Source organism: Deinococcus marmoris DSM 12784 (assembly GCF_000701405.1).
GTDB lineage: Bacteria > Deinococcota > Deinococci > Deinococcales > Deinococcaceae > Deinococcus > Deinococcus marmoris.
Genome location: NZ_JNIV01000036.1, coordinates 24,167 through 42,641, shown reverse-complemented (window position 1 = coordinate 42,641; position 18,475 = coordinate 24,167). Strand labels below are relative to the sequence as shown.

The following is an 18,475-nucleotide window of genomic DNA, read 5'->3' as shown; positions in this document are numbered from 1 at the left end:
AACGCCAATCCTGCCGCGCCCCCAGTGCCAGGCCGCCGGGGAAAACCCAGGCAAACTCCGGGCCGGAATTTGGCCTTGCGGTGTCAGAAGCACCGAGATGCGGTGCTTCTGTTTCTCGAACGGGACGACGTTCCCTTCGACAACAACCAGGCGGAACGGGATATTCGGATGTTCTGTATCAAGCGCAAAGTGTCAGGTGGGTTTCGGTCTCTGACTGGTGGAGCGGCGTTCTGCCGGATTCGCAGCTATATCTCCACACTTCGCAAGCAGGGCATACATGTCTGGCAGGGCCTCGTGAGTGTATTTCGCGGTGACATCCTCATGCCCGACTTCTCGCGCTGAGTAGTTACCATTGTACTTCGCCGTACTCGTGCGTTCAGCCCTGTTCTTTAGGATGAATATCAATCAAGCCGCCTAGATAGAGGATTATCTAGCTACTTCCGTTCCAAGCTAACTCATTCCAATTCTAATAGAGCTAGATGGATTCAGGCTTGAATCGGTGACATTTTTAAAACGTTCTATTTTTGCACAAAAGGAGACCGATATGTTTAAGAAGACCACACTGATGTTAACGGGTGCGCTGATGCTTTCCGCCGTGGGGGCCGCACAGGGAACGACGGCGGCTGCGCCCACCCAGACGATTGCCGAAATCGTTTCCACCAACCCCGATTTCAGCACGCTGCTGGCGGCAGTCAAGGCCGCCGGACTGGTGGAGACCCTGAGCGGCGCTGGCCCGTTCACCGTCTTTGCGCCCAGCAACGCAGCCTTCGCCAAGATTCCCGCCGCCGACCTGAACGCGCTGATCAACGATCCAGAAAAGCTCAAGTCCATCCTGCTGTACCACGTCGTGGTGGGCAAGGCGACGGCCGCCGACGTCATTGAACTGAACACGGCCAAAACGGTCAACGGCGCGGCGGTGAATCTCAAGGTCAACGGCGGCAAAGTGATGGTCAACGATGCCACCGTGACCCAGGCCGATGTGCAGGCCACCAACGGCGTGATCCATGTGATCGACACCGTGCTGATGCCAACCGCCAACGCGGCGGCGGCTGCGCCCACCAGCACGGCGTCGGCTGAGCCGACACAGACCATCACGGGCATCGTCTCGATGGACCCCAATTTCAGCACCCTGCTGGCGGCGGTCAAGGCCGCTGACCTGGAAGCCACCCTGCTGGGCAAGGGACCCTTCACGGTGTTTGCGCCCAGCAATGCGGCCTTCGCCAAGATTCCCAAGGCCGATCTGGACGCCCTGCTTGCGGACCCGGAAAAACTCAAGGCTGTCTTGCTGTATCACGTCGTGGCCGGTCAGGTCATGGCCGCCGATGTCGTGAAGCTCACCACCGCCGACACGGTGAACGGCGCAGCAGTGGATATCCAAGTCGATGGCAGCACCGTGATCATCAACAACGCCACGATCACCAAGGCCGATGTGCCCGCGATCAACGGTGTGGTTCACGTCATCGACACCGTGTTGATGCCGCCCGCGAAGTAAAACCAGCGCTCATTCCTTCCCACACACCGCGAGTCAGGCACACTGCCGACTCGCGGTGTTCCTTTTGTCGGTTGCTGCCGCAGATTGTCCCCGATAAATGAAGCGGCATTGCGTCTCTGGCCTGCTCTGGCACAGGACTGGGCATTGCCCCACCGCCCGCGTGCCCCGTGAACCGCCACCGGCCCACCGTTGACGATTCGCCAAAAGCCCTAGAATGCCCGGCATGTTGTTTCTGTCGGCCCTGTTGTTGCTGGTGGCCTTTCTTGTGGGCAGCCTGCCGCTGGGGTACCTGCTGCTGAGCCGCGCCGGGGTCAATACCCGCCTGAGCAATGCCCACAACCTGGGTGTGGAAAATATGCTGCGGCTGGTGGGGCCGGGGCTGGCCACCGCCTCCGCCGTGCTGGACGCGGGCAAGGGCCTGCTGGCGGTGCTGATGGCCTCCAGTCTGGGCCTGCCGGAAGTGACCGTGCTGGCGGCGCTGGCGGCGTATCTGGGGCATCTCAATCCGCCGAACGCTCTTTACCTGCCACTCTACGGCTCAGCTTTTGGACGGGTGCCGCCGCGCGGGCGCGGGAATCTGGTGCTGCTGGGCGTGCTGGCCGGGGTGGCGGTCACCGGGGCCGTGCCGCTGTGGGCCGCCGCCCTGCCCGTGGTGGTCTATGCGGGCGTCACCGGCTACTGGGGTTACGTCAGCGCGGCCACGCTGGCAGGACTGGCGGCCTTCGCTGCCGTGGTGGCACTGCTGCCGGTCGGCGTTCCCGCCAAGCTGGGGGCACTGGGACTGCTGGTGGCGGCGGGCTGGCGTTTCAAGGAAAACATCGGGCGGATGCTGGACGGCACCGAGCCGAAATTCGGCGAGGAAGTGCCGCTGGCCGGAAAGCGCGGCGACGAGGTGGTGGCCGCCTTCATGATCCACCCGATGACGCTGGAGAATTTCTGGTCTGCCCAGCGCTTCGCGTGGCTCAGACCGCTGGTGGAACGCGGCGTGATCAGCGAGGCGACCGTGCGTCAGATGGCCGCCAACCTGCGCCCCATGAAGATCGGCGAGCTGCGCGGCATCCGCACGCCCGAGGGCCAGAGCATCCGCTGCTACCTGCTGTCCAGCCCACTGCTGCCGGACGTGTTCGACACCCAGCCGGAACTGGCCACCCGCCGGGCCATCGAGGGCGCGCGGCTGGCGCATGAGCTGGGCGCGGAAGTGTTCGGGCTGGGCGCGTTCTGGTCCGTGGTGGGCAACAAGGGCGTGGATGTGCAGGCCGCCGTGCCCGAAATCACCGTGACCAACGGGGGCGCTTACACCTCCGGGACCATCAAGGCCGCCATTCCGGGCATCCTGAAACACTTTGAATCCGGGGGCCGGGACCTGAAAGCTGCCACCGCTGGCATCGTGGGCGCGAACGGCGTGGTGGCCTTTGGTATCGCGCGGACCATTGCGCCGCAGGTGGCCAAACTGATCATGCTGGGGCGCAACCTGGACAAGCTGGAGCGCAGCGCCGCCACCCTGCGCCGCGCGAATAAGGACACCGAGATCATCACCACCACCGACTACGCCACCCTCAAGGACGCGGACCTGATCTTCACCGCCACCAGCGACCCGCTGCCTGTCATCTTTCCGCAGCACGTCAAACCCGGCACCTGGATCTTCGACGAGGGCCGCCCGGCAGATGTGGATGAAAGTGTGGCGGGCATTCCCGGCGTGCGCATTATTCCCGGCGGCGTGGTGCGCCCGCCCGGCGGCATGACCAGCAACATCGACCTGCAATTCGGCGAGGGCGCGGTGCCCGCCTGTCTGGCCGAGACGCTGATCATCGCCGCCACGGGCGAGCATCACCGCAAGAGCCTGGGGCCGCAGACGTTGAGCGAGAACATCAATTTCTTTGTGGAACAGGCCGCGCGGCTGGGCTTTGAAGTGGTGGACTAGAGCGGCTGCCGCGAGAGCCGTCGGTTGCTGTCCAAACAAATCGAGGAATTGTGACCTACCAACGGATAAATCCGTTGGCTTCTCAGGCAACGCTTGCGTTGACTACCGCTACGTTGATGCCTGATGGGACGGCCCGCCCCAGGATGTTCCGCGCTGCGTTCAGGTCCGCATTCTCCTGATGACCGCAGGCGACACACCGAAACCGCGATTGACTGGCCCGGTTCTCCCGGCAGGTGTGGCCGCATTGGTTGCACGCCTGTGAGGTGTATCGGGGGTCTACGGCGACAACCTTTCGAGCGGCCCATGCTGCCTTCTGCGAAAGGAGAGAAAAGAACTGACCCCAGCCGACATCGTGGATAGACCGGGCCAGATTGCCCCGCGCCATCCCACCGACATTGAGGTCTTCGTGCGCGATCAAGTCGTTCTCCCGGACGAGTTGGAGAGCGGTCTTGTGGTGGAAGTCCAACCGCTGGCGGCTGACCTTGCGGTGCAGCTTGGCGACCCGCTGCACGGCCTTCCGCCTGCGGTTGCTGCGTTTGTTTCGCTTGCGGGCGACCGCACGCTGAGCGACCCGCAACTTCTTCATGGCGGTCTGGAAGTGCCGGGGGTTCTCCACAAACTCGCCATCGGAGGTGATGGCAAACCATGTCGTTCCCACGTCCACCCCCACTGAGCTTCCCGTTTCGGGAAGTGGTTGAGGCTCCACTTCGCAGACGTAGCTGACGTACCACTCAACGCAATCGCGGGTGATGGTAGCCGTCTTGATCTTGCCTTCCAGCGGGCGGTGCAACCGGATTCGGATGTTGCCGATCTTGGAAAAGAACGCCGTCTTCTCGGAGACGCTGAATCCCGACTGCGGGTAGCACATGGAGTCGTACCTGTCCCGGCCCTGGAAGCGGGGATAGCCGGGGGTCTGCCCTGCCTTGACGCGCCGAAAGAACGCCTGGAATGCTTTGTCCAGCCGCTTGAGAACGTCCTGCAACACCTGCGAATAGACGCCCTTGTATTCTGGCAGTTCCGCCTTGATCTCGCTGAGATGCTTCATCTGATCGTATCCAGTCAACGTCTTTCGGGCCTTCTTGTATGCCGTTTTGCGCTCCTCCAACGCGGCGTTGTACAGGGTGCGGCAAAGACGCAACTGTTCGTTCAGCGCAGCTTCCTGCACTTTCGTGGGGCAGAGACGGTAGCGGAAGGCTTTCAGCATTCAGTCTCTCGTCTTCTGAGCGGCGATGTACTTCTCGATGGTTTCGGCGCTGACGTTGCCCGCCGTGCTGACCCAATAGGAACGTGTCCACAGGGACGGCATGGTTTGCAGCTTGGGGAACTCCTGACGCAGAACACGGGAGGTGTAGCCCTTGAGGGCGTGCATCACCTGAGTAGGCGATACGTCCGGGTCTGTACCGATGAACAGGTGGACATGATCAGGCATGATCTCCATTGCCACGATGCGCCAGCCCAGTTCGGCGATTTTGTCTTCCAGAAGTTCCTTGAGCCTCAGCGCCACGTTTCCCACCAAGACCTTTCTGCGCCGCTTGGGACACCATACGAAATGGTATCGCAACAGCGAGACAGAAGTGTTCTTGTGAAGATAGGACGTCGACACTTCCACAGTTTAGCACGACGGGGCGGCGTGTGGGTAGCGCCTCGGCATCAACGTTCAGCATCAGCACGACCTCCCTATCGGGAGGCGTGGGCTATCCATCCCAGGGTTAAAACCCTGGGCTTTCCGCCCACACCCTTTGTTGTAAGTTTCTTCCCCCCTGCACGCTGACCATCACTTGACTTTCACTTGACCTCCGCGCCCAACCTGACGACTCTCTGAGAACGTTCAGGACGTGCCTTGAAGTGCGGCTACGCGGGAGTTCAGCGCGTCTATGCTGCGGCGTGATCTTCCGCGCCCTGCGTCCACTCCTGACCCTGGTGGCCCTGGCCTGCGGCGGGTGGGGGCGGGCGGCGGAGGTGCCACTTTTTCTGGGGCCGGTGCTGCCCGCTGCGCCCCTGACCGACCCCATCTGTGCCCCGCCCACCGACCCGCTGGAGCTGGCGCTGTGGACAGTGGTCACGGCGAATGGTCAGCCGGACCTGAGTTGCGACAATGCCTTCGTGGGGTATCTGCGGACGCCGCGCAGCCTGACCACACCGCTGGACGCTTTCGAGGTCACGGCCAGCGGAATCGCCAACGCCCGGAGCGAGGTGCTGCTGGCCAGCATGGAATGGCGCGGCGGTCCGGGAAATCCAGGCTGGATCTTCGCGCAGGCGGTGGCCAACCTGTACGGGCGGGTACGCGAGGATCCAGCCGCGTACCCACAGGGCATGACGGTGCGGGCGCTGCTGGGCGGCTACCCGGACCTGCTGCGCCCGGACGGCAGAACGCAGCCGCTGGCCCTGCTAGACGATCTGCTGGGGCTGGGCGTGCCGCTGGAGGACGCCCGCGTGGGCTGGAAACTCAGCGTCCTCAATTACCGCTACCTGCCGCACAGCCACGTCAAGCTGCACGTCATCGACGGCCAAGACCTGACCGTGGCCGGGTACAACTACACCGACTGGCATCTGCCCGCCTCCGAACCGGGGGGACGCGGTCTACATGACCTGGGACTGCGGATGACCGGGCCAGTGGCGCAGAGCGGCGTGGCCGCCTTCGACGACCTGTGGCGGCACAGCTCACAACTGCGCTGCCCGGAAGGGGTGACGCGGGCGCAGGCCGAGGCGCTGTGCCAGATGACGCCACCGGACCCGGTGACGCACCCGGCAACCGTGCGCAAGGCTGTGCCCACCGGCACGGCGCGGGCCTTCATGCTCTACCGCCGTCCCGGCCATGACGAGGCGGACCTCGCCCATCTGGCGCTGCTGGGCGCGGCAAGAGGGGAGATCGAGCTGATGCAGGCGGATTTTGGCCCCACGCTGAACTGCTGGGGCGCGTACCTGAACCCGCAGGGCTGCGGCCCGGAGTCGTGGCCGGTGTACATGACCGCCGTGCTGGGGGCGCTGGAGCGTGGGGTCCGTGTCCGGCTGCTGACCGTGGATTACGGGATCGGCGCGGCCCCCAACCGCAGTGGGATCACCCTGCTGCGTCAGGAGTTGCGCCGCCGGGGCATCGAAAGCCGCTTCGAAGCGCGCTACACCACCTTCAACATGCACACCAAGGCGCTGACGGTGGACCGCCGCGTGGTGGTGGTGGGCAGCATGAACTTTCACTTCAGCGCGTGGGGCAGGCTGGGACTGGCCGAGGCCGCGCTGGCCACGGGCGATCCGGCAGCGGTGCAGGAGCAGCAGACCAGCTTCGAGACCATCTGGAAGACCGCCAGCCGCCCCGTGCCGGACGAGTGGTGGCTGAAGAACGTGACCCCTGATCTGACGCCAGAACCCGCTGCCGGGACAGCCGACACGGTCACGCCCCGCCCCGGCCCGTAAACTGGGGCCATGACTGACCTCTCCCCCGTTCTGCCCACGCGTGCCTCACATGGTTGAGCGCCTGTATCTGGCCAAGCCGCGCGGCTTCTGCGCGGGCGTGGTCATGGCCATCGGCGCGGTGGAGCGGGCCGCCCGGACCGAGGAAAAACCTGTGACGGTCTACCATTCCATCGTCCACAACCACACCGTCGTGGACCGGCTGGCACGCGACCACAGCGTGCATTTCGTGGAAAATCTGGACGATATCGAGGCCCTGCCGGAAGGCGGCGAAACGGTGGTGTTCTCCGCGCACGGCATCAGCCCCCTGGTGCGCGAACGGGCGCGGGCGCTGGGTTTGAGTACCATCGACGCCACCTGCCCGCTGGTCACCAAGGTCCACACCGAGGCCAAGAAATACGCCCGCGAGGGCTACACCATCCTGCTGATCGGCGACAGCGCCCAGCATCAGGAGGTGATCGGCACGCGCGGCGAGGCCCCGGGCAGCACCATTCTGGTGGGCGTACTGGGCAAGCGCGGCGAGGGCCTGCATGACCCGCACACGGTCACGGTGCCAGACCCCGACAAACTGGTGGTGCTGACCCAGACCACCCTGAGCGTGGACGACACGCGGCGCACGGTGGACATCCTCAAGGCCCGCTTCCCAGAACTGATCGTGCCCCCCAGCGAGGATCTGTGTTACGCCACCAAGAACCGCCAGGACGCGGTCAAGGCCATCGCGCCCAACGTGGACGCCTTTCTGGTGCTGACCAGCACGCATTCCAGCAACGGCATGCGGCTGCTGGAACTGGCCGCCGACACCTGTGGCCGCGCTGAGCGCCTGGAAACGGTGGCCGATCTGGCGCACCTCGATTTAAGCGGCGTGCGGAACATCGGCATCACCAGCGCCGCCAGCACGCCCGACGATCTGGTGCAGGAGGTGGTGGCCCACTTCCGCGCCCTGAATCCCGAATTACAGGTGACCGAGGAGGGCGAGTGGGAGAACATCGAATTCCGCGAGCCGAAGAAGATTCTGGCCAGCCAGCCCCTGCCGCGCACGATGGGCTGAGGCGGGCGGTCAGCGGATAAAGCGCCGGGTGGTGACCCTGAACCACCGCAACGGGTCACGCTTTTCCGGGGCCAGGGTCAGTTCAGCGCGGGCGGCGATGATCTGCGCCACCTGACTGATCCTGAGTTCCCCCGTGTTCAGGTGGGTGGCGAAGGCCGGATGCTTCAGATCGCTCAATCTCGCCTCGACCTGCCGTCCGGCCCACGACTGCCGTCCCTGGGCGCGGCGGCGCAGACGGCTGTGGATCACATCCGGCGGGGCCAGCAGGGTGAAGTGGTGAACGCCCAGGCCCCTGTCCCGTAGCCCCCCCAACAGGGCCGCGTGACGGGCCAGGTCCGTGACGGTCATGGGAACCATCACCGCGCCGTGGGCCACCGTGGCGGCATGCTCCAGGGCGTCCAGCACGAACGGCACCCACAGCGGGTGACGCTGAAAATCACCACTGGACCCCGGCGTCAGGTGCTGGAGCGTGAAGCCGAGTTCCTCTGGATCGAACAGAAAACTGCCCTCCACGCGCTCTTGCAGGTGCGCGGCGGTATGCGTTTTGCCCACACCGAAGGGACCGTTGATCCAGATGACAGGCGCGCTCATCTGCCCAGCTTAAGGGCGCGACACCCGGCCAGGAGCGCGCTAGCATGCCCGGCATGAGGGTACGAGTTTGATTGTGGTCAAAGTGGGCGGCAGCGCCGGGATCGATTACGACGCGGTGTGCGCCGATCTGGCGGCGCGCTGGAAGGCGGGAGAGAAATTGATTCTGGTCCACGGGGGCAGCGGCGAGACCAACCGCGTGGCCGAGGCGCTGGGCCACCCGCCCAGATTCGTGACCAGTCCCAGCGGCTACACCTCCCGTTTTACAGACCGCCAGACCCTGGAAATCTTCGAAATGGTCTACTGCGGCAAGATCAACAAGGGCATCGTGGAGCGCTTGCAGCGCCTGGGCGTCAACGCGGTGGGCCTATCGGGCCTGGACGGGCGCATCTTCGAGGGCCGCCACAAGGACAGCGTGCGCGCCGTGGAGAACGGCAAGGTGAAGATCCTGCGCGGCGATCACACCGGAACGGTGGAGAAGGTCAACACGGGCCTGATCGAACTGCTGCTGGGCGCGGGCTACCTGCCAGTATTGACCCCCCCCGCCAGCAGCTATGAGGGCGTGGCGATCAATGTGGACGGGGACCGCGCCGCCGCCGCGCTGGCCGTGGCCCTGAAAGCCGAGGCGCTGCTGCTCCTCTCCAACGTGCCGGGACTGCTGCGCGCCTACCCGGACGAATCCAGCCTGATCCGCCAGATTCCGGCGAATGACGTGGAATCCTACCTGGAATTCGCCCAGGACCGCATGAAAAAGAAGGTGCTGGGGGCGGCGGAAGCAGTGGCGGGCGGGGTCAAGCGCGTCATCTTCGGGGACGCCCGCGCCGGGCAGCCGATCACGGCGGCGCTGGACGGGGCCGGAACGGTGGTGTCGTAAGCATGGACACTGGAGGGCAAGGAGACACATGGACAAGATCATGATCACCACCGCCAACGAACTGGAGGGCTTCCGCATCGTGCGGCAACTGGGCGTGGTGCGCGGCCTGACCGTGCGCTCGCGCAGCGTGCTGGGCAACATCGGCGCGTCGCTCCAGACCCTGCTGGGCGGCAACATCACCCTGTACACCGAACTGGCCGAGAAAGCCCGTCAGGAGGCGTATGACCTGCTGTTGCAGCACGCCCAGGAGCGCGGGGCCAACGCCATCATCGCCATGCGTTACGACGCCAACGACATCGCCGACGGCGTGACCGAGGTGCTGGCCTACGGCACGGCAGTCGTGGTGGAACAGCGCTGAACTTGACACCCACCGAACTCCTGAACTTTCTGAATGCCAGGGGCGGTCAGGAATACCGCGCCACCGCCCTGCTGCATGTAGGCAGGGGCAAGAAGGCCAGCGTGCGCGAGCTGGGCGAATACCGCCTGAACATGCGCGGCAGCCACGTCCAGGCCACCGGCCCCAGCGGGCAAACGCGGCTACTGGACCGGGGCGAGTTCATGGCCGTCTTCAGCAGCTACTCGTTCAGCCCCGCGACGCCCACCGGGGAAATGACCGATCTGGGACCGCTGTTCGGGTAGGCGAGCCTGTGCTTTTCGGCCTCACTTTCAAATGTCCGGCACAGCAAAAAGAAGAAGGGGGCAGAGGTCACAACCCCCCGCCCCACTTCTCCCACCCGGTCTGGATTTACTGCTGTTGCGCTTCCGGGAAGGCCACGTCGCCCAGATTGACCGTGACCTCGCGGGTCTGGCCGCCGCGCACGACGGTCAGCTTCACGCTGTCGCCCATGCTCTTGCCCAGGATGGCGCTCTGGAGGCTGTTGTCGTCGGTGATGGGCTGGCCGTCAATGGCCGTGATCAGGTCACCGTCGGTGGACACCGTGGTGGTCTGGCCCGTGGCGGGGTTGGTCAGCCTGATGCCGCCGTTGCTGCCCGCCTGCAAGCTGGCATTGGCGGCGGGGCTGCCCGGCACCACTTCCTGAATCAGCGCGCCGCTCTCGGGCAGTCCGGCGGTCGCGCGCTGGGCGTCGGTCAGGCCGCTGACGTCGGTGAACTGGATGCCCATGCGCGGCGGCTGCACCACGCCGCCCTGGCCCGCCTGAAGCTGGGGCAGCAGCTTTTTGACCGTGTTGACCGGGATGGCAAAGCCCACGCCCGCACTCTGGCCCGCGCCCCCGGTCAGGATCTGGGTATTGACGCCGATGACCTCGCCGGAGCTGTTCAGCAGCGGCCCGCCGGAGTTGCCGGGGTTAATCGCCGCGTCGGTCTGGATCAGACTCTGGTAGATGCCCTGCGCGCCCACCGGGGCGGTGCGTTCCAGGCTGCTGATAATGCCCTCGGAGACGCTGAAGTCCAGGCCGAAGGGTGCGCCCATCGCCACCGCTTTCAGGCCCACGTCCAGCTTGCTGCTGTCGCCCAGCGGAATCGGCTGGATCAGGTTCTTGGGCAGGCCCTCGGGGCGGATCAGCGCCAGATCGAAGTCGGGGGCGCGGGCAATGACCTTGGCCTTGTACTCGGTCTTGTCGCCGTGGACACGGATGGTGATCTCGCTGGCTCCGTCCACCACATGGTTGTTGGTGATGATGTCGCCCGCAGCAGAGACGAAGAAGCCGCTGCCGGTGCCGGTCTGGGGCCGGGGCGTGCCACCACTGCCGTCCTCGCTGCCATCGCCAAACGGAAAGCCGAAGGGCATCTGCTCCTGCATGCGCTTGCGGAGCTGGGCCTCGGGGCTGCCGGAGCTGTCGGCCTTCTCTGTCACGCTGATATAGACCAGCCCGCCCTGCCGCTGCTTGACCACGTTCACCGTGTTCGTCTCGGACTCGGTGCGGGCGCGGCTCCCGCCAAAGGTCTGGGTCTGGGGGACCTGGGGTGGCGTCGCCAGGGTCTGAACGATTTTTCCCTGGGTGTTTTGCGCGGCGGTGGCGGGCGAGGCGGTCTGGGCGTCGCTGCGCTCATTGATGCCGTAACCGACAAACGCGCCGAGGGCCAGTGTGCCCGACAGGGCCAGGATAGATAGGTTCTTCTTCATGCCCGCAGTGTGGCGCGGCCCGGTTACACGGCGGTTAAAGCCCTGGCAAAAAAACTACGGTGGCAAACTTGACTTGCTAGACTCCCGTTATCGTGGCTCGCCAACATCGTCGTCATGCCCCAGACCGAGAAGAAACGCTGCACCGACTGGCTCCGGTGTGTCCCATCTGCGGCGCATTCGCGCCTCTGGATTACCACAACAGCCGTTGTCTCGTCGGGATGCAGGAGCAGGTAAGGTACACCCTCAAGATTCGTCGCTGTCAGAACCAGGCGTGTGGCTGGTTCCGTAAACCCCTCCGCCCAGAAGCAGAAGGGCGATTGGCCCTTCCATACAGTGAATATGGTTTTGATGTCCTGGCTTTCATCGGCCAGGAACGCTTTGCGTTCCACCGCACTGTCCCGGAAATCCACACCCTGTTGGCTCAGCGGCAAGTGGATATCAGTCAGCGTCAGGTCACCCACCTGATCGCCCGTTACGAGGAATTGCTGGCATCCAAACTGATGCGCCCGGATCACTGGCAGGCCAGGTTGCGAGAGCAAGGCCGGGTCATCCTCAGCTTGGACGGCTTACAGCCCGATGTCGGTCACGAAGTGCTGTGGCTGATTCGGGAGGTCCTTTCAGGAGAAGTCCTGCTGGCCCGGCCCCTGGTGACGAGTTCGGAAGATGACCTTGCTACGCTGCTGACCGAAGTCAGAGAGGCGCTCGGTGAGCGCCTCCCCGTGCTTGGGGTCATCAGCGATGGACAGCGGGCCATTCGCCTGACGATCCAGCAGGTCTTTCCAGGTGTTCCCCATCAGTTGTGCCAGTTCCATTCGCTACGCGAAGCCGCCCGGCCACTTCTGGAGGTGGACCGTCATGCCAAAGTGCAACTGAAAAAGCGCCTGCGCGGCATCAAGAAGATCGAATCTGCTCTGGAACAGCGCTCAGACCCCCAGGCGCGCATCTTGCTGAACTATGCCCTGACGGTCAGAAGCGCCCTGACCGATGACGGGCGTCCACCACTCGTTGCCAGCGGGTTACGGCTTCAAGACCGGGTTCACCGAATTCATGACTCGCTGGAGCGCCTTGAAACTGCGCCTCAGAAAAAAGGGGGGATCAAACGGATCAAGAACTGAGTCGTCTCCGACGACATCTTCAGAAAGCCCTTCAGGAAGATGATCAACCCTGGCAGGTGCTGAGCGACGCACACAACGCCATCATGCGTGTGGCACAGGTTCTTCAGAATCCCGGTGAGGACGACGCGCACGTCGTCCAGCAACAGTTTCAGCATGTTCTGGCGCAAATACAGCCCCGGTCACAAGGCCTGCCTGAGATTTCGGGTGCGCTGGCGCACTTCGTCAAGGTGTTGACCGCTCAGCAGGACTGGCTCTTTCATTGCTACCGCGTGCCGGGTTTGCCCCGAACAAACAACGCACTGGAACAATATTTTGGCTCGGCCAGGCGGTATGAACGTCGGATCAGCGGTCAAAAATCAGCTTCACCAGGGCTGGTGATTCGTGGGCAGGTCCGTCTGGTGGCCGCAGCGGCCACCAGAAACAGCGTCATCACGCCACAAGATCTTCAGCCCACAGATGTGGAGGATTGGCGTGTTTTACGTCAAAAACTGGAAACCCGTCATGAAACCCGCCGCCTTCAGTCGCGATTCCGACGTGCCCCCCAGGCTTGCCTGGACCAACTTGAGGCAGAGTGGGACAAGCTAGTTTTGCCACCGTAGAAAAAAAACTCCCGGCTACAGGGAGCCGGGAGAACTGAAGCCAAACCAGATTTATTTCTTGCGTTTGGTGCTGGTGCTGCCGCTGCCGGGCTTCTTGGGGCCGCCCGTGGTGGTGCGCTCCTTGGCGTCGCGCATGAAGGAGCGCAGCTTGGCCTCGAACTGCGGACTCTGCCGCCCGATGGCGCGCGGACGCGGCACTTCTTCGGGTTCTTCGAGCAGTTCCTTGATGGACAGGTCCAGACGGCCCCGCTCGTCACGGCCCAGCACCTTGACCTCAATGTTCTCGCCCTCGCGCACATGATCGTGGATGTTTCGCACGAACGAATGGGCGATCTGCGAGATGTGGACGAGGCCCGTCTCACCGTTCTCGAACTGGATAAACGCGCCAAAATCGGTTACGCGAGTAATGCGGCCCTCGGCCACCGCGCCAGAATCAAGTTGCACTAAAGGGTTTCTCCTAGGGAAAGCATGGCTCATATGGTACACCATGCGGACGGAATACGGGTTACATTTTAAACGTGAGATCAAGCGCAGATAGAAAACGCCGTCCAGACGCATGAAAACCGGCGCATGAAAAAGCCTGGACCGTCCGAAGACCGTCCAGGCTTGGCGAGGGATTCAGGGACTCAGGGGCAGACGTTTTTCGGCGAGGCGCTGTTGCGCGGTGCGGGCGCAGTCGCCGTGAAGTCGGTGCTGTTCTTGTTGGCGTCGGTGCAACCGTTGCCTGCACGCAGGGCGGCTGTCGTGTTGCTCAGCCCCGGCGCGGCGGCGTTGCCCTCGGACTCGTTGGCCGTGCCGTAACCGACGAAATCGAGCAGGTCCGTATCCGCAATGCCGGTAGCGGCCTCGATGTTATTGGCCAGAGCAACCTTGCCGTTGCTGCCGCTGAGGGCCAGCGTGCCAGTGGCATCAGGGGTGGGCAGTTCAGCCGTGCCGCCCATGCCTCTATCAAGCTGAATCAGGTAATACGCACCCGGCTGAATGTTTGCAGCAGGCAGGGCCAGCACATTTTTGGCATCGAAAACCCCTCCCGAGCTGGTGTACTGCACGCTTTTGCCCGCTGTGCTGATCGCCACTTTTCCGGCATTGAACAGTTCCACGAAATCGTTCTTGAACTGTGCCCCAGTGTTGCCGCCGCCGCCATAGACCTGACTGATCACCAGTCTGTCTGCGTTGGTGGGCGCGGGGTTTTGCACCATGACCTTCAGGGTGGTGGTGTCTGTGGCCTTGTCACTGTCCCGCGTCGCCGTCACCTTGATGGTGTAGGGGCCAGCAGCCTTGTAGGTGTGGATGTGCGGGCCGCTGGGCGCAACCGGAAACAGCCCCTCCACCGCGCCGTCGCCCCAGTCGGCGGTCAGCGCCGTGGGATTGCCGCCCGCCGTGACATTGATGGTGTAGACCTGACCCACGGTGGCGGTGGCCGGCCCGGTCGCGCCCACGGTCAGCGGAACGGCGACTGCGCCGTCTGCCTTGAGTTTCAGGCCCACCACCACGGGATCGTGGTCACTGCTGCGGTAGGCGGTAGGCGCGTACAGACCAGCGATCTGCTCGGGCGTCTTGAACTCGGTGTTGTAGTCCAGCACCGTCGGCTCGTCGGAGTTGATGTGCCACTCGGTGATGCCCGTGACCTGACCCCCCAGGCCCGCGCTGGCCAGGGCATGGTCCAGATAGCCGAACTGGCCGTCGAACTGGTAGGAATAGCGGTCTTCCAGCGCAATCCGCTTGTTCAGGCTCTCGAAGCCGCCCGTCTCCAGCGCCTTGACCGGGTCTTCCTCGCCGTAGGCGTTGAGGTCACCCATCAGCAGTACGTCTGGATCAGTTACTTTCAGCTTGTCGGCGAAGGCCAGCAAGGCTTTGGCCTGATCCACGCGCAGCATGTTCCAGCAGCCCTGACCGGTGTCCACGTCGCCGGTCTTGGGGCAACTGCCCTTGCTCTTGAAGTGGTTGGCCACCACCGTGAACACGCCCTTTCCGGCCAGATCGCGGAAGGTCTGGGCCACCGGCTTGCGGGCCTGATCAAACGCGGGATTGTCGTCGATGCGCGCGTTCCCCACCGTTTCCACCTTGCCGGGGCGGTAGATGATTGCCACGCGGATGGCGTCGGTGCCCACCTTGCCGGTCTTGACGCTGGCGTACTCGACCTTGCCAGCAGCGGTGTTCAGGGCGGCCACGAGATCGTCCAGGGCCATCTCGCCGTTGTTCTCGATTTCCATCAGGGTGATGACGTCGGCGTCCAGGGCGCGCAGTTCGGCCACGATCTTGGCCTTCTGGCGGGTGAACTCCAGGGCGTTGTCCGCGCCGCGCGCATTGGAATCGACGTCGCCCAGCGTGGTGAAGTAGTTCAGGACGTTCGCGCCCGCCACTTTCAGGGTGCTGTCGCCCACCGATTTGGGCGCGGCGGTGCGGGGGTTGGTGTTCACGAACGCGGGCGCTTTGGTGGGTTCCAGTTTGTAGGCATTGTTGGCGTAGTGCATCACGCCTTCCAGCCCAGTCACGGTGTCTCCGGCGCGGCGGGTGTTGTCGGCGTTCAGGTAAGGAATGGTGGGCGGGTTCTGCTTGCTGACGCCGTCGTCCAGCACCAGGGTCCGCAGCGCGTTGGAGGCCAGCGTGCCGCCCTGCCCGTTGGTGGGATTGAACAGCCGCCCGCCGCTGGAAAGGCCCAGTTCGCCGAAACGGCCCAGCGTGAAGGTGTTGGTCACGGTCATGGTGTTGGTCACCGTGACCAGCATGCCCTCGACGTTTTCCAGCGCGTCCGGCGCGGACAGCGGGTAGGTCAGCTTCGTGGGCGCGGGCAGCGTCGTGGTCCCGCAGGAGGTCACGGTGGTCACGCTGTCGAGCTGGGTGGAACCGAAGAACTCCTTGACCGTGCCGCTGATTTCCAGCACCTCGCCCACCTTGACGGCGTTGGGCGCGGCGGCGGTGTACACGAACAGGCCCTCGCTGGTCTTCGGGTCGCTGTCGGGCGTCACGTCCTGCACGAAAAAGCCGCTGAGGCCCGCCTGCGCGTCCTGCGTGACCACACCGCGAACGGTCACCACCTTGTCGGCCAGGAGACTGGCTGCCCCGGTGCCCTGAACGGCAGAAATGGGCGTGACGGTGGAACCCACCGGACAGGCGTAGGCAGGTACGGGCGGCTGGGTGGTGTCGGGGGTGTTGCAGGCGGCCAGCAGCGCGGTCAGGCCGAGCAGCAAAGCGCCGCCTTGCAGAAATTTCATGGTCATGGGGACTCCGTGTGAACAGGGGAAAGAGGCGAAATGATTGTGATGGAGCGGTAGTTTAGCGGCTGCGCCCCCACGCCGTCATGAGCGGCCCAGGGCTGACGCAGGGGCAGAGGTACGCGGTCCCACGCTGCACTCACAATGTCAGGGCAGGTTCAGACTGTTGCCCGCTTCAGACGGTCACCCGCAATGGGCCAGAGCGCCCCGCACCACGTCGTGCGAGATGCGGCCCGCGCCCGCCACCTTGAGCAGCAGTTCCAGCCGCAGCCGCCACAGCAGGCCCGGATCGAGTCGCCCGGCCCAGCGGTGCAGCGCAGGCTCCAGCTCATCCAGCACGGCGCATTCGTGTTCCAGGGTGGCCCAGCCCGCGTTGCCCCAGTCCAGCAGTCCGGCGTAATGGCCCTGTGTGTCGGCCAGCAGGTTGTGGCCGTACACGTCGCCGTGGACGAACACGGGCGCAGTCAGCGGGTAGGGCGTGGTCAGCACCCGCCGCAGCCTGATCCGCTCGGCAGGGGTCCAGGCAGCGCCGCCGATCAACCCCGGATCGCCCACCCACAGTTCTGACAGGCGCGGCGAATACGCTTCAGGTGGGGCGGCGTGCAACCGTTCCAGATCGTCCAGCACGGCGTTCCAGAATTGTGGCGTGAGTTGCGCGGGCGTGGGCACCCTGCCGGGCAGGCGCTCCCACAGGCTGTAACCCGGTCCCCAGAACAATGGGACGGCGGTCTGGACCCCTGCCGCCCGTGCGCCCAGAGCAACCGCCACCTCCCGCCCGTGGTCCGCACCGGGGCCTGGGTGATGCAGACAAGTCTCTCATGATTGTTTCCCGATCTCCCAGCCGAGAAAAATCGCATCGAAGCGTTCCAAACCCCGGCGGATAATTTGAAGGCCCGGTTTGCCCGAACCATGCCAGTGGCCCAGACGGGCCACGATCCACACTGCCCATGCCACGCTTTGCGCGGCATATGGGTTGCTCTGAGTCTTGGTGTTGCCCTCGCACCTCGGTAATAACTCATGAAGACATAGCAACTCGTCCTCACCGAAGAAAATACTGGCCTGTGTCACCTCGTCATCCCGACGCTTGACCAGTTCCGTGAGTTTTGCCGCGCTCCATAGACTCATGACCCCCAGCTTCATCACGGCCAGGCCGCTTTTCAAGCGGCTGGCTTCCACATCCAGTCCCCGCGTCTTCAGGGCGCTGAAGGTGTCTTCAGCGCGCCAGCGAAACATGTACCATTTCACGATCTGCAACGCTTGCTGGACGGTTTCCACAGTGTGGGTGGTCAGCAGTCGCCAGACCACTGGCGACTCACCACACGGCACACACGCCGTGCATTCCCGCACCTCCACCGCCTGAAGCTGGACGCTCCCCCGTTTGCCCGCCCGTCCAGCGCGGGGACTCCGCAACCTCACCGTGCGAAAACGTAGCGCCATCATGCTGCGCCGGGCTGCGCGTCCCCGCTTGGGGTCTGCCGGGATAGACAGCTCGAACAGTGCACTGGGTGCAGCGGCCTCCAATGCGGCCCACAGCCGGGTTGGCCCACCTGGATAATCCGGGATCAGCGCCCGGTCCTGCCGGGCGCGGGTGATCAGGTGCGTTTGGCACTGCATGACCTGAAACCACAAATCATAGATGTCGCCTTCTCGGTCATGGACCAACGTGACCGTTGGCGTCAAACCTTGCACGTCACGGGTCACGTGAAACCACTTCTGCGATTCGCACGCCCCAAAATCGACATGGCCGCCGCGCGTCCAGAGTTGGGCTGAGACGCAGCCCAAGGGACGCCCGTGTTCCGGGTCAAGCGCAAATCCAGCGTGGATGAAAAAGCCTGGATCGCTATTGTTGCCTGTGACCCCCAACTCGGCTGCCGGACGGTAGCCCATCGTCGCTTTGAGGTTGACCTCCGTGGTGTCGCTACAAACCAGCACATGGGCGTGTCCAGCGTGCTGGACACGCTCTCTCCCAGCGCGGGTGGCTGCGTAGATCAGTTGATCGAGATGAACGTGGTCGTGATGCAGAAAGCCCGAAAACGCCACCTGTTCTGCGCGGTTGGAGGCCAGCCGACTCAATGTGCCAGTACAGGTCCTGTGGATCGCTCCCACGAGTTGTTCAGCTCTGCGTTCCA

16 protein-coding genes and 1 pseudogene are annotated in these 18,475 nt (G+C 64.1%); 9 read left to right on the top strand and 8 right to left on the bottom strand.

The window, feature by feature from the left end; translation table 11 throughout:
- The 3 genes from Q319_RS24435 to Q319_RS0110590 form a co-directional block, all read left to right on the top strand.
- Positions 1 to 342, top strand: a 342-nt coding sequence (locus Q319_RS24435; RefSeq protein ID WP_029482437.1) for an IS66 family transposase, incomplete at its 5' end; no start/stop codon positions are given.
- A gap of 202 nt (positions 343 to 544) precedes the next feature.
- Positions 545 to 1,492, top strand: coding sequence for a fasciclin domain-containing protein (locus tag Q319_RS28655; RefSeq protein WP_081845984.1), 948 nt, complete (start codon positions 545 to 547; stop codon positions 1,490 to 1,492).
- A gap of 223 nt (positions 1,493 to 1,715) precedes the next feature.
- A complete protein-coding gene (locus Q319_RS0110590) occupies positions 1,716 to 3,413 on the top strand; it encodes a glycerol-3-phosphate acyltransferase (protein ID WP_029482435.1) in 1,698 nt (565 codons plus the stop codon).
- Between the two features lie 82 nt (positions 3,414 to 3,495).
- Here Q319_RS0110590 and Q319_RS0110585 read toward each other — a convergent pair whose 3' ends face one another.
- A complete protein-coding gene (locus tag Q319_RS0110585) occupies positions 3,496 to 4,617 on the bottom strand; it encodes an RNA-guided endonuclease InsQ/TnpB family protein (RefSeq protein ID WP_029482434.1) in 1,122 nt (373 codons plus the stop codon).
- Entirely contained in the window at positions 4,618 to 5,016 is a 399-nt protein-coding gene (tnpA, locus tag Q319_RS0110580) for an IS200/IS605 family transposase (RefSeq protein ID WP_029482432.1), read from the bottom strand.
- Between the two features lie 281 nt (positions 5,017 to 5,297).
- On the opposite strand from tnpA, the gene Q319_RS0110575 reads away from it, so the two are divergent.
- Together Q319_RS0110575 and ispH are read left to right on the top strand one after the other, a co-directional pair.
- Positions 5,298 to 6,824, top strand: coding sequence for a phospholipase D-like domain-containing protein (locus Q319_RS0110575; RefSeq protein WP_245619113.1), 1,527 nt, complete (start codon positions 5,298 to 5,300; stop codon positions 6,822 to 6,824).
- Positions 6,825 to 6,873: 49 nt separating this feature from the next.
- Entirely contained in the window at positions 6,874 to 7,869 is a 996-nt protein-coding gene (gene ispH, locus Q319_RS0110570; protein WP_029482430.1) for a 4-hydroxy-3-methylbut-2-enyl diphosphate reductase, read from the top strand.
- A 9-nt stretch (positions 7,870 to 7,878) separates the two neighbouring features.
- Here ispH and Q319_RS0110565 read toward each other — a convergent pair whose 3' ends face one another.
- Complete coding sequence (locus Q319_RS0110565) at positions 7,879 to 8,460, bottom strand: AAA family ATPase (RefSeq protein WP_029482429.1); 582 nt, start codon at positions 8,458 to 8,460, stop codon at positions 7,879 to 7,881.
- A gap of 67 nt (positions 8,461 to 8,527) precedes the next feature.
- On the opposite strand from Q319_RS0110565, the gene Q319_RS0110560 reads away from it, so the two are divergent.
- Genes Q319_RS0110560 through Q319_RS0110550 form a run of 3 tightly spaced genes read left to right on the top strand, consistent with a single transcriptional unit; the run spans position 8,528 to position 9,970 of the window.
- Positions 8,528 to 9,331, top strand: coding sequence for a [LysW]-aminoadipate kinase (locus tag Q319_RS0110560; RefSeq protein ID WP_029482428.1), 804 nt, complete (start codon positions 8,528 to 8,530; stop codon positions 9,329 to 9,331).
- A gap of 28 nt (positions 9,332 to 9,359) precedes the next feature.
- Positions 9,360 to 9,689, top strand: a complete 330-nt coding sequence (locus Q319_RS0110555; protein ID WP_029482427.1) for a YbjQ family protein — start codon at positions 9,360 to 9,362, stop codon at positions 9,687 to 9,689.
- Between the two features lie 2 nt (positions 9,690 to 9,691).
- The gene (locus tag Q319_RS0110550) at positions 9,692 to 9,970 is read left to right on the top strand and encodes a hypothetical protein (RefSeq protein ID WP_029482426.1); all 279 of its coding nucleotides are present in this window, start codon (positions 9,692 to 9,694) and stop codon (positions 9,968 to 9,970) included.
- Positions 9,971 to 10,076: 106 nt separating this feature from the next.
- Here Q319_RS0110550 and Q319_RS0110545 read toward each other — a convergent pair whose 3' ends face one another.
- Positions 10,077 to 11,417 (bottom strand): S1C family serine protease, encoded by a 1,341-nt coding sequence (locus Q319_RS0110545; RefSeq protein ID WP_029482425.1) that lies wholly within the window; start codon positions 11,415 to 11,417, stop codon positions 10,077 to 10,079.
- A 218-nt stretch (positions 11,418 to 11,635) separates the two neighbouring features.
- Here Q319_RS0110545 and Q319_RS29115 point away from each other — a divergent pair.
- Positions 11,636 to 13,131: pseudogene (locus tag Q319_RS29115) on the top strand (ISNCY family transposase).
- A gap of 51 nt (positions 13,132 to 13,182) precedes the next feature.
- Here the strand turns inward: Q319_RS29115 and Q319_RS0110530 are convergent.
- The 4 genes from Q319_RS0110530 to Q319_RS0110515 all read right to left on the bottom strand — a co-directional run bounded on the left by Q319_RS0110530 (position 13,183) and on the right by Q319_RS0110515 (position 18,419).
- Positions 13,183 to 13,608 carry a S1 RNA-binding domain-containing protein gene (locus Q319_RS0110530; protein WP_034414643.1) on the bottom strand — a complete coding sequence of 142 codons (426 nt, stop codon included), beginning with the start codon at positions 13,606 to 13,608 and terminating at the stop codon, positions 13,183 to 13,185.
- A gap of 149 nt (positions 13,609 to 13,757) precedes the next feature.
- Complete coding sequence (locus Q319_RS0110525; RefSeq protein WP_029482421.1) at positions 13,758 to 16,352, bottom strand: ExeM/NucH family extracellular endonuclease; 2,595 nt, start codon at positions 16,350 to 16,352, stop codon at positions 13,758 to 13,760.
- Positions 16,353 to 16,529: 177 nt separating this feature from the next.
- Complete coding sequence (locus Q319_RS0110520; RefSeq protein ID WP_162178641.1) at positions 16,530 to 17,114, bottom strand: phosphotransferase; 585 nt, start codon at positions 17,112 to 17,114, stop codon at positions 16,530 to 16,532.
- A gap of 48 nt (positions 17,115 to 17,162) precedes the next feature.
- On the bottom strand, positions 17,163 to 18,419 hold the full coding sequence (locus Q319_RS0110515) for an IS4 family transposase (RefSeq protein WP_162178640.1): 1,257 nt from the start codon (positions 18,417 to 18,419) through the stop codon (positions 17,163 to 17,165).
- Between the last annotated feature and the right edge of the window lie 56 nt (positions 18,420 to 18,475).